The organism is Candidatus Rhodoblastus alkanivorans, assembly GCF_022760755.1.
In the GTDB taxonomy this organism is placed as follows: Bacteria; Pseudomonadota; Alphaproteobacteria; order Rhizobiales; family Beijerinckiaceae; genus Rhodoblastus; species Rhodoblastus alkanivorans.
Map to the genome: position 1 here is coordinate 983,440 of NZ_JAIVFP010000001.1, position 13,360 is coordinate 996,799.

The window sequence follows — 13,360 nt, forward strand, 5'->3', positions numbered from 1 at the left end:
AAACGATCACGCTTTCGGCGAGCGACGCGGTGCAGACCGAGGCGACGCCGGAGCTCGTCACCCTGATCGCCGAGAGCGTGGCGGACGCCAACGCGACGACGGCGCCGAATTTCTACAAGATCGCCAGCATCGTCGATCCGGTTTCGGCCAGCGCCGAGGTCTATTTCACCGCGGCTTCGGGCGGCGCGTCCGCGACGATCACGCGTACCGACGGCGGCAATTTCAGCGCCGACGGGTTCCAGATCGGCCAGAAATTGCGCGTGTCCGGTTCGACGGCGAATTCGACCGCCGCCGGCAAGACCTATACGATCGCTTCGATCAGCGCCGACGGCAAGATCATGACGCTGTCGGCGTCCGATTCGATTACGACCGAGGCGAGCAGCGGCAGCCCCGAGATGGTGACGTTGACGGTCGCCAATCCGATCGTCCTGCAGATCGACGCATCGACGCCCCTCGTCCAAAGCGAATCCGGCGTCACGATCGATGTCACGCCGACTTTCAACGGCGATATTTACAATCCGAATTTCGTCTATGCGCCAACCACGGCGGAAATCAACGCGCTGACCCAGACCTTCCATCACTGGACGGATTCGCAGCTCTACAACGCCTTCGGCGAGGGCCTGCTGAAGAACGTCACCAGCACCGTGGTGGTGACGGCGAACCCGAACATCGTCGCCAATAATGTCACCTTGCTCACTCAAGGCAGCGTCGGCAGCGCCGGCAAGACCATGAGCATCGACATCTCCAATCCGCCGGTCAGTTTCACCGACGATCAGCGCGTCGCGCTGGCGGCGGCGGAACGCCAGGACGTGCAATATCTCGGCGCCGCGCCGGTTTCGGCGCTGGTGAATTTCGACGCGGGAACGAGCACGATTACCCGCATCGACGGCGGCGACTGGTCGGGCTTCTCGGTCGGTCAGCTCATCACGATCTCGGGCGACAATGGCGTGGTGACCCAGAACGCCACCTCGGCCAATCTGTTCTTCACGATCACCAATATTTCCGGCGCGACGATCACCGTCAGCGGGAACAACGGGACGACGGGCTCCATCGCCATCGCCAGCGAACTGAGCAAATCCGTGCTCGTCGGTCCGATCGTGCTCGATCCGACCTTCCAGGCCAATGGCGTCGCCACCAGCGCGGCGGTTCCGGTCACGTTCCAGAGCAATACCGGCAGCAGCTATGCGACGATCACGCGCGCCGACGGCGGCAGCTTCCTCACCGACGGGTTCAGCGCCGGCACGAGCGCGAACCCGCACCTGCTCCAGGTCTCGGGGAATTCGGTCAATTCGACCAGCGGCGGTTTCGTCTATACGATCACCGCTGTGACCGGGCCGATGTCCGTCAATGCCAGCGTGACCTTCGCGGCGGCGTCGGGCGGCAATTATGCGACCATCACGCAGACGAGCGGCGATTTCGTCGCCGACGGCTTCCATGCCGGGCAGCAGATCCATGTGTCGGGATCGACCGACAACGACACGGCCGCGGGCCACACCTACACGATCACGGCAGTCTCCGCGACCACGTTGACCCTGTCCGCCGGAGACGCGCTGGCGACCGACGCCGTCGCCCAGTCGGTGACGCTGGCGACCGCCTCGACCATCACTTTGGGACAGAGCGACGTCGTGCAGAACGCGTCGACGCCGGTCGACTTGACTCTGGCGGAAGGCGTCCCGCCGAAAATCACCACGATCCTCGTCCTCCAGAGCGATCCGATCACCGCCAACGCCACCGGCAAGTTCGACATCACGGCGGGCAAGAATGTCCTCTTGAACTCGAATGCCGGCGACGTCCACCTCGACCATGTGACCGCGGGCGACACGGTCACCGGCGACCAGATCCGGATCAAGGTCCAGGGAACGGGCAGCATCTACAATGTCGCGACGAGCGGGGTGAATCTTCGCGGCTCCAACACGGTCCTCGAATCCCAGGGCGGCTCCATCGGCGAATATGACAATTCCGGTCATGTCGCGGTGACGCTCGATTCGATCGACGGCGGGACGATCACCGCGCGCGCCGAAGGCGTCGTCTATCTCCAGGGCGTCGCCGTCGGCGGGCGTCCGGGCGATCTCAACATCGAATCGATCTATTCCGCCGCCAACGACGCGCGGCTTGTCGCGGCAGGCTCGATCGTCGACGCTCTCAACAATGATTTCACCAAGATCGAGGCGCAGCACATCTACCTGACGGCCGGCAATACAATCGGCAATATGGTCGGCGGGACGATCAATTATCTCGACATCGACGCCGGGCAGTTCCCCTCGGGCGCCTTGTTCGCGACGGCGAACGGGAGCATCTGGATCTCGCAGACCACGCTCGACCTCTATGTCGGCAATGTCGTTTCCAATTCGGGCGACGTCACTTTGCGCGCGGCCTTGTCGATCCTCGACGACACGACGCCGGCGCCCAGCGTTTTCGGCAATAATATCACGCTGATCGCCCAGGGCGGCGGCATCGGGACGTTCAGCAATTCCTTCGACATCGAAACGCAGGCGACCAATGGCGCCTATGCCGGCGCTGGCGGCGTGCTGACCACGCAGAGCGGCCTGTTGGCGACGGTCATCGTCCAGCCCACCGGCGATATCAAGCTGAACACGATCGACGTGACCGGCGTCGGCCTCACCCAGGACAACACCGCCTTCATCACCACGCCGACCGGCAGCATTCTGAATGGAAATCCTGGCGGCGTGAACGTCCTGTCCGGCAATGTCATGCTGTTCGCCAACAAGGACATCGGCGCGGAGTCGAATCGTATCTCGACGGAGGTCGGCACGATCGAAGGCGAGTCGACGACGGGCGACACCTGGGTCGCCAATACCGGCGCGCTCCAGGTCGGCAACAGCTTCAGCGGCAATGCGGTCGGACAGGTTTCGGGCGGCAGCACGACGATCACGGCTTCGAGCCCGATTGAAGTGAAGAAGAGCGTCGTCGCCGGCGGAAAGGTTCTGCTCATCGCCCTCGAACCGGCGAATGAGGACGAGGGCGGCGAGACCTTGTCGGACAATCTTGTCGTCGATGCGACGGATCTGAATGGCGCCGCGCTCTATATCAAGTCGGCGGACACGATCCGCCTGCTTGCGGGCGACAATCTCACCGTGGAGAAGGGCGCGCTGATCCAGAGCGCCAAATCCGTGGAGCTCAAGAGCGGCTATCAGGGCGACAAGACGGGTTCGCCCGACGCCTTCGACATCAGCGGGCCGAAACAGGCCAGCGCGACCAGTGACGACAACACGGTGCTGACCGTGGCGGGAATGATCCTCGCGCCGGACATTCTCATCCATGGCGACGGCGGCAATGACGTCATCCAGGTGACGACGGGCGCGCTCGAAGCGACAAATCCGTGGATGAGCCAGGCCGCGTTCGACGCCGTCTTCCAGGGAATGGCGACCTATCCGGCGAGCCTTTCGACCGACTCGCAGATCACTTTGCGCGGCGAGGGCGGCACGGACCAGATCCTCGTCTGGGGAACGATCGACGCCAACGAGGTCGACGTCTATGGCGACGGCGTCAACGATCTTCTCGCGCTCAACCCGGACAACGACCGAGGCTACGCTTTGTCGATCGGCGCCGAGGGCGCGATCGGACAGTTCAATGTCTGGGGCGGAACAAGCGACACCCTGCTCGTGAACCAGCTCACCACGCTCGACGCGGCGCATAAATACACGACTGGCGCATCCGGCTCGGGTCCGACCAGCATCGTGACCGGCCACGAAGCGACGCCGCTGCGCGAAACCGTCAATCTCTACGGCGGGGAGGGCACGAACAACGAAATCGTCAATCTGACCGGCCAGAGCGACGCGATCATCAATGTCGCGCGCGCGGGCTCCGAAGGCTCGGGCACGGACACTTTGACGATCAATGGCGTTCCGGGAACCGACACGTTCCTGCTGCGCAAGAATTTCGTCGCGCTGCTGCAAGGCTCGGTCGATAGCGGCTTCGCCTCGACCTATGAGCGGGTGAATTACGACACGTCGATCAATGTCCTCGACGTCAACGGCCTCGAACCGACGGCTTACGTCTACGATGACGCCACGGGCATGGTTCAGGCGCAACTGCCCGATGCGGCCTATGTCGCGTCGAGCAAGACCAGCCACACGAACTTTTATCTCGACGACAACAGCGCAATCACCGTGCTCACCGGCGCGGATGGCGGCGACACGTTCCAGTTCGGCCAGATGTTCGGCGAGGCGCGCACGGGCGGGGTCAGCGTCCAGTTCGGCGACAATATCGAAACCGTGCTGACCGACGCCGGCTATCTCAGCCGCGGCGTCAGCTATTCGACCACCGCCTATGGCGGCGAGGGCGACGACTATTTCTATGTCTACAGCAACAAGGCGCCGGCGAAGCTCTATGGCGAGGCGGGCAACGATACTTTCGTCGTCCGGGCCTTCGTCATTGTCGACACCAATATGGTGGCGACGTCGGACACGACGATCCACGCCGGCAGCGGCACGAGCCACATCGAATATAATGTCAACGCGCCGCTCTCGATTGACGGCGGCGACGGCGTCAACACCGTCGTGGTCATCGGCAGCGGACATGGCGACAATTTCGTCATCACCAAGGACGGCGTCGAAGGCGCCGGCCTCAATGTCAGCATGACGAACGTCCAGATCCTCGAAGTCGACGGCATTGCGGGGAGCAATAATTTCTATGTGCTGAGCACGGCGCCGGGCGAGGTGGTCACGCTGATCGGCGGTTCGGGCAATGACACGTTCAATGTCGCCGGCGACGTGACCACGCCGGTCATCGCCCAGAACACCAGCGGCGTGAGCGGTTTCATCAACCACAGCGTGTCGAGCGCGGATCCCGCCTATAACGGCATTTTCGCGGCCGGAATTCCGGTCAATGTCGCGACCGGCCAGACCGGAACCGTGGTGGTCAGCACGCCGACCATGCGCCTGTTCAAGGACCCGACGGTCGGCCCGAATATCGGGACCTATACCGTCGCCCTCGCGGCTCCGGCGGCGAGCGTCACGGCGGGTACGATCGCTTATCTGACGGTTTCGGCGGCTTTGCGGCCGTATAACGTGTCGGCGCAGGGCGCGAAATCGCTCGAAGTGTCAACCGACGGCGTCCATTTCTACCAGTCGGTGGTCCTGACCTTCAGCCAGGCGGCCGATTGGAACACGCCGCGGACGATTTACGTCCGCGCGGACGGCGACAATGTCGCGGTCGGCGAGCAGACGGTCGTCATCAGCCATTCGATCAAAAGCTCGAATCCGCTGTTCAACGCGCTCCCGATCTCCAATGTCGAGGTCGATGTCGTCGACAACAATGCCCCCGACGTGGTCATCACGCCGGCGCATTCCGGCGACCTGAGCGTGGCCGAGCCGAACGGACCTTATGCCGGCAAGACCGACAGCTATGAGGTGCAGCTCACCCGCGCTCCGGCGCCGGGCGAAATCGTCACGGTCACTCTGAGCAGCGATGTCTATAGCGCGATCAACCATCTGGTGCTGAGCTCCGCGGACCCGCGCTTCAACGCGAGCAATCCGAACGCGCCGACCATCACCTTCGACTCCTCCAACTGGAACAGCCCGGTCACGGTCAATGTGGCGTCCTATGACGGAACCACGCTCGAAGACCCGGTTGAGGCCGACATCATCCACACGGTCGACAGCAACCAGACCAATGGCGCCTTTGCGGACGTGAACACCCAGCACAAGGTGCGCGTGGACGTCACCGACAGCGAGTTGGCGCAGGTTCTGGTGACGCCCGGCAGCGATCCGATGATCGTGTCGGACACGCAGAGCGCGACCTATACGATGCAACTCACCACGGCGCCGACCGCGCCGGTAACCGTCAGCCTGCTCGGCGACGGCAAGACGATCGAGACGGCCGCCAACCCGGCCGACCCGCGCTTCACGGCGGCGACGGCCACGACCCCGGCCACGGTCACTTTCGACGGGTCCAACTGGTATGTCCCGTTCACCGTCGAGGTGAGCGTCAACCCGAACTTCACGCTGTCCCCGACGGTCAATTTCGACAAGAACGCCAATACGATCACGCTGACCAGCAGCGGCAGCTGGCTCGCCGACGGCTTCGCCGCCGGCCAGTTCATCAGCGTCGAGCCGGCGGGCGGCCAGACCACCGCCAACGGAACCGGCGCGAGCGGCTCCTATCTGATCCAGAGCGTCACCGCGACGGTGATCACCCTCAATCCGTCGACGCCGCTCGTCGCGACGGAGACCGCCAAAGAGGTCTATATCCAGCAGAGCCAGCCGATTCAGCTCTATCCGGCGCAGCCGCACCGGCTGTCGTCGATCCAGGGCTCGCTGATCATCGAAGGCGACAAGATCCCGAACAAGGATCGCTCGCTGCGCACGGCGGTCATGCTGCCGACCGAGGTGGACATTCCGCTGCCGGCGCAGACCCAGGAGACCGATCATCCGGAAACCCAGACCAATACGCTGAACATCTTCAACGACGGCAGCACGCAGAACGACGTCGGGACGCTCGGCCTGCTGGGTCAGGCGAACAGCCGCGATATCAACGGCGTCGCGAAGGAATATGTCGAGACGCCGGCGGACATCGCCGGTTCCGCGGCCGAATTCGGCCAGATCACCGGCCTGAACATGGGCGGCGAAACGCCTCTCAATTACGGCACGGTCCATAGTCCGAACCTGGTCTATTACCCGGCCGGCATCACCTACCGGAATATCCAGGTTACCGACATCATGCTCGGCTCCGGGAACGACACGTTCACGGTCAATGCGACGCCGGTGCAGCCGCAAAGCCCCTTCGGGGCGGATGTTGGCGACAGCATTACCGTCGTCCAGGGCGGCGGCGGCAATAACGATCTGATCGCCAATGGCGGCGGCGGCGCCAATTCGCCGCTGATCCTGGTCGGCTCCACGACCCAGGACGGATCGTTCTACAATTCGACCACGGCCAATATCACCGGCGAGGCGCGCGCATTCGCCGATCAGGGCAATAACATTCTGGACGCGCGCAACGACCCGAATTCCGTCATTCTCTATGGCGGCGCCGGCAATGACACGATCTATTCCGGCGCGGGCGGCGCCTGGATCGCGGGCGGCGGCGGCAATAACACGATCTATGGCGGTTCGGGCGACGACAATATTTATGGCGCCGACGGGTTCAACCTCGATCTGTCGCAGCGCCTGAGCCTGGCCGTCGCCGCCGATACGCAGGTGCTGTCGGTCGTCAACGCGCCGGCGCCCGGCGACTATGCGGCGACGCATGACGCGCTCAAGGCCGGAAACAACACGATTTACGGCGGCAGCGGCGACAATATCATCATCGGCGACCACGGCGTCATTACGCAGACCGCCGGGACGCAGCGCATCATGACGACGGGAGAGGTCATCGCCATTTCGACGGCGCGCGTGACCGATTACGGCAATGCGACCATCTTCGGCAGCGGCGCCGGCGGCTGGTCCGGCGGCGGCTCGGGAACCGGCAATGACATCATCCTGGGCGGCAGCGGCGTCAACACGATCTGGGGCGGCCACGGCGCGGACATCATCCTGGGCGCGGACGGCCTGGTGACCTTCACCACCCCGACGCATCTGAACACGATCGAATCGACCGATTTCGCCTATGGCGGCGGCGCGGCCGGGGTCGGTACGGCGATCCACGGCGGAACCGGCGACAATATCATCATCGCCGGGGGCGGCGACGATCACATCTGGGGCGGCGGCGCCAATGACCTGATCTTCGGCGAACAGGGCTTCGTCCAGATGAACGGGCTGGGGCTGGGCTATGGCAGTGCGGTGCTCATCACCACCGATTTCATCGATCCGAACTCCGGCGCGAGCGGCCTGACCTCCAGGGGCCCGGGCCGCACCGTCGGCGGAACCTCGGGCGTCAACGACATTATCGAAGCCTATCCGCAGATCGCGAACGGCTATCAGATCACCGGAGGCGGCGACAGCATCCTGATCGGCGGTCCTGGCAACAGCTGGATCGGCGGCGGCGCTGGCGACGATCTCGTCTTCGGCAACAATGTCACGCTGACGCTTGCGGCGAGCATAGCCAATCCGCGCTTCCAGGCGCTGACCGGCACGACCATCTATACGGATACGGCGACGACCGACACGGTCAATGTCACGGGGACGCCGCTGAACTTCCGGACCGAATCCGGCCATCTGCCGCTGTGGGACAATTGGCATGTCGCCAGCCTGGACCAATCCGACGGCACGCCGGCGAGCCATTTTGGCGACAATTACATCGCCGGCGGTCCGGGCGACAACATGATCTTCGGCGGCCAGGGCGACAACGCCATCCAGGGCGCCGGCTCGATCCTCGGCGCGCTCAATCCGCCGACCGTGGCGGTCACGACGCCGGGCGTCGTCAATACCACTGCTGAAGTGGCGAGCCTCACGCTCAATCCGTTCATCAGCACCTATAGCCTGATGTTCACGGTCGGGACGGCGACCCAGGTCGTCGACGGGATCAGTGCGTCCGCGACGGCGACCGCGCTTCAGAGCGCGATTGCGGCCCTGCCGATCTTCGCCGGCAAGACGATCACAGTCTCCGGCAGTTCAGCGGCCGGCTATTCGATCACCTTCGACAAGACGCTTGGCTCCGTGGCCATCTCGGCCAACAGCAAGGTCTACGCCTATCGCGACGCGGAGATCCAGCTCCAGGTGGCGCCCGGCCAGACGGTGACGGCGCTTGGCGCGCTGCATGTCAACCCGTCCTTCGAGGCGGCGACCGACGGCAATAATTATATCGAGGGCGGCGGCGGCAATAGTGTCATCTTCGGCGGCATCGGCCAGAACGACATCATCGGCGGCAATTCCGATATGTTCAGCCTGACCACCGCCACCCAGCGTCCGGACAACGGCAATGTCATCATCTTCGCCGGCGCCGGGACCGAGATCGCCCGCGATCTCTATCAGCTTCCGGCCGGAACGAGCGCGGGCGACGCCCACGCCCGCAACGCTTCGGTGATCGTCGCCAATAATGGCGACATCTACGACCTGGTCGGCACGAATGGAACGGACAGCGGCGGCTTCCTGACCTTCAACTACGATTCAGGGCAGAACGGCCTGATCAACAAGCCCGGGATCGCGGTGACCAATTATTATGGCGGAACGCAATTCGTGATCCCGCGCGCCGTAAAACTGCTCGACTACACTTATGGCGGGCCGGACTTCAATCCGACCGCGGCGGCGAGCGATCGCGGCGGCGTGGCGGAAATCCACGCCGAATCCGGTGACACCACGATCTATGGCGGCCCGAACCTCGATTATCTGTTCGGCGGCTCCGGCAACGACCTGATCATCGGCGGCTATGGCGGCAAGTGGATCGCGGGCGGCAATGGCGAAACCGGCCAGGTCGATTCCAGCGGCAATCCGATCATCAACACCACCGGCATTCTCGGAGCCGACGGCCGGCTGTTCATGAGCCGCAATTCGACCACCTATGGTGAGCCGCTTTACGGCATTCAGCCCCTGTCGGCGCTCGACCAGGTGATCAGCACGCCCGGCAATGCGCAAATGTCGACAATCAATGTCGCCAATGCCTTGACCGTGACCGCCGAGATGACGCCGTTCAATGTCGACCCGAACGGGGTGATGGACTGGCAGACCGGGGTTCTCAACGGGACGCCCTACACGCCGAGCCATTACGACGACATCATCTACGGCGGTCTGGGCAATACGTTCATCCATGGCGGCCCGGGCAGCGATGCGATTTCCGGCGCGCAGGCCTTGCCCATGTTCTGGAACGATCCGGTCAAGAACCCGCACGATTATGGCGCGCCGGCCTCGGGCGGCGGCATCCTCGGCTATGACGCCAGCACCCGCGAATTCGCCGCCTATAGCGAATCGAATCCGCGCAGCCTGATCGGCGGAACGCTGAACGGCTTCTTCCTCAACTTCGACTCGACCGAAGGGCTCGCGCTCAATGGCGCGACGGAAGCCTATGCCGGGTCGAAGGTCATCTTCGGCGATCTCGGCAACAATTGGATCGTCGGCGCCAATAGCGCGAGCAATCTGTTCGGCGGCTTCGGCGACGACCTGCTCGACGGCAGGCGGACGCTGACAATCCATGGCGGTCTCAATGACCAGCCTGACAACAACACCGTGTTCCACAGCGTCGCCTATGGCGGCGCGGGCGCGGACACGCTGATCGCAGGCGGCGCCTATGACCGCCTGATCGACTGGGCCGGCAATTTCAACACCTACGTCGTGCCCTTCGCGCCATGGGGCCAGCCGACGGTCAGCCGGCAGGTGTCGCCGCAGCTGCAGACCTATTTGATGCAGCTGGCCGCTGCAGATGGCGCGGACAATCTCTATGCCGACTACAATGCGGCCGGCGTCGATAATGTCGCCGGGCTCGATCCGACGCGCAACGGCGAGCCCTATGGCGAAATCGGCCTCGTCAACCAGCACGATCCGTTCTGGCATCTGCAGACCGGCGCGCCTAACCAGCAGCCTCCGGGCAATCTGGGCGGCGTCCAACGCCTCGTGACGGGCAGGTTCACAGCAAGCAGCGGCGCTCTGGGGCCGATTGCGCCCACGACGGGCAAATTCTCCGTCTCCGGCGGAGCGCTCAACGCTGCGCCGACGACAGCGGGGACGAGCACTTTCGCGGTGCTCAACGACGAAGAATATCTCCCGAGCTATTACGAGATGACCTCGTCGGTGACGATGAGCAAGCCGGCGGCGGGCTATCTGTCGAACGGCTATCTGGTGTTCGATTATGTCAGCGCGACGGACTTCAAGTTCGCCGGCGTCAGCCTGAGTTCGGGCGCGATCCAGATCGGCCATTATGACGGAACGAACTGGGTGATCGACGCGTCCGTCTCCGAGAAAATTTCGGCGGGAACGAAATATTCTCTGGTTTTGGCCATCAACGGCACGACGGCGACGCTGACGGTGAACGGCAGCTGGACGGTGGCCTATACCTACGCGCCGCGCATGGTCGACGGCACGGCGGTGGGGCTGAACTACGGTATCGCTGGCCTTGCGACGAACAATTCGACCGCCGCCTTCGGCGATACCGCCGTTCAGGTTCTGGTCATGCCGATGACCGCCAATTACGTCGACAATTTCACCACGACGCCGAAATATTTCGATCCGCCGGCCGTGGGAAGTTGGCGCGTCAATGGCGCCTATGTCGGAACGGCGCCGGCGGGCGGAGTCGCGATCAGCACTGTCGATCTCGGCCTCGCCCTGAGCATGCAGCCGGACTCATTCAAGCTGCAGGCCGGTTCGACGCTCGAAATCACGACGACGATGAAGCAGATCTATCCGCGCGCCGGCGTCGCCTTCGATATTTACGGGACCGGCAAGTTCAAATTTGCCGCCTTGTACGAGGATACGCAGCAGCTCGTCGTCGGCCATTACACGACATCGGGAGGATGGGTGATCGACAGCGCCATAAGCTATAAGTTCAACAGTGGCACGTCCTACACGCTCGACGTCGTGCTGAACGGCGGCACGGTCAATGTTTCCGTGAACGGAAAACTGCTGATCAATTATGCCTATGGCAATGTCGTCACCACGGGCAAGTTCGGCCTCATTTCGATCGGAGGGACCAACCAGTTCCAGTCCATCCAGGTGCGGACCAACGATCCGGCCTTCCCCTATACTTCCGCCGGCGCGGCGACCCTGCTTCAGGTTGCGGCCAAGGCGGCGCCGACCAATTCAGCCGGCGCCTTGCTGACGCCGCAGGAACTGGCGCCCATCGTCACGGAGGCGGAGGAGCTGTGGATCGCGGCCCTCGGCCCGAATGACGCGCGGCTTGCCGCGCTGACGACAGTGACCATCGAGATCGGCGATCTGCCCGGGCTCGAACTGGGGTCGACTCATAATGGCGTGATCACCATTTCCGCCGACGCCGCCGGCTGGGGCTGGTTCGTCGACCCGACGCCCGGCGACAACGGCGAATTCGCGCTGCACGCGTCGGACGATGTGTTCTACGCCAAGCCGAACAGCGCCGCCTATGGCCATATGGACCTCCTCTCGACCGTGCTGCACGAGTTGGGCAACGCCATGGGCTTCGCCGAAGACCATGGCCAGGACGTCACCGGAATGACTCTGTCGGCGGGCGAACGCCGCCTGCCGGGCGACTTCAACGCCATGGCGTTCAACCTGGGGACGGCTTCCCCGGCTCAAGGCGCGGCTGCGGCGCCATGGACCGCTCCGGGAGGTTCGGCTATGCTCCACACGCCAGGCGCCGGCAAAGCGCCGGGCGCGCCGGCGTCGATCGACTGGACGCAGACGAAGGGCGCCGACTTCTCGTCCGACCTTTCCGGCGCCGAGGGTCGCGAGGGAATGCCTGCCTGGCTGGCCGCAATGCTCAATCAGACGGAGGACGACTTCTTCCATCAAAAACCCAATGCGGGCATGCGGTTCAAGACGACGAACGAAGCGCGTTGATCCGCTCGGGCGTGGCGCAGAACGCCATCGGGCGTTGCGCATGGCCGATGGCGTCGCCGCGACGGGCGTCGTTAGGGCGTCGAAAGACGCCCGTCCTCACGGATCGGCCGGGCTCCGACGAATCGGAAGCAAAGGCCGGTCATATGACTATGACGCGTTGCGGCGGCCGACCGCGGCGCGGCGAGTAGAGTGGGTCGGTCCTTGGGAGGCGATTGTTTAATGTCGACGCAACTACTCATTTACAAGACCGCGGTTCCCGTGACGCGCGGACGGCACGGCGACTGTTACATCGAAGGCAGCGCCGATTATGGCTTCAGCAGCGAAGTCAATTCCGTCCCGCTGATGGCGGTGGAGTTTCCCCAGGCGGCGGGGGAATATCCAATCGTATTCGCGGGAAGCGGCTCCGAGATCGTGCCGGCGGTCATACTCGGGGTGCGCGGCTCGGAAAACCTTTTCGTGTCGGGCGAAAGCGAATGGAAGGCCAAATATATCCCGGCCTTCGTGCGGCGTTATCCCTTCGTTTTTGCGCGTGAGGCCGATCGCTTCCTGCTGTGCGTGGACGAGGAATATGCCGGCTTCAATCGCGATGGCCGCGGTCTGCGCCTTTTCGGCGAGGACGGCGCGCCGACGCCCTATGTCGACAATGTTCTCAATTTCCTCAAGGAATATCAGGCCCAGTTCCTGCGCACCCAGCGTTTCTGCGCGCGCATCGGCGAACTCGGACTGCTTGAGCCGATGCAGGCCCAGGTGAAGACGGGGGACGGCCCGAGCTTTTCGCTCAGCGGCTTCATGGCCGTCAATCGCGACAAGCTCAAGGCGCTTCCGGCCGAAACGCTCAGCGAACTCGCCAAGACCGACGAACTGGAGCTTCTCTACCTTCATCTCCAGTCGATGCGGAATTTCGAAGGCCTGCGCGACCGGCTCGAACACCGCCTGCACGAAGGCGACGGCGCTCGGATCGAGGCCGAGGGCGCGTTGAACTGACATCCTCCATCTGAGGT

General features: G+C 63.7%; 2 protein-coding genes (1 of these 2 cut by a window edge). Both read left to right on the forward strand.

Going from position 1 to position 13,360, the window contains the following annotated elements; translation table 11 throughout:
* On the forward strand, window positions 1-12,359 hold the end of the coding sequence (locus K2U94_RS04555; RefSeq protein ID WP_243066075.1) for an LEPR-XLL domain-containing protein. The gene continues 16,255 nt to the left of window position 1, outside the view; only the last 12,359 of its 28,614 coding nucleotides appear in the window; its start codon lies off the left edge, out of view; its stop codon occupies window positions 12,357-12,359.
* A 219-nt stretch (window positions 12,360-12,578) separates the two neighbouring features.
* Complete coding sequence (locus tag K2U94_RS04560) at window positions 12,579-13,343, forward strand: SapC family protein (RefSeq protein ID WP_243066076.1); 765 nt, start codon at window positions 12,579-12,581, stop codon at window positions 13,341-13,343.
* Window positions 13,344-13,360: the final 17 nt, after the last annotated feature.

Coding starts and splice junctions, on each gene's coding strand:
- K2U94_RS04560 (WP_243066076.1), top strand. CDS start 12,579: ATGTCGACGCAACTACTCATTTACAAGACCGCGGTTCCCGTGACGCGC.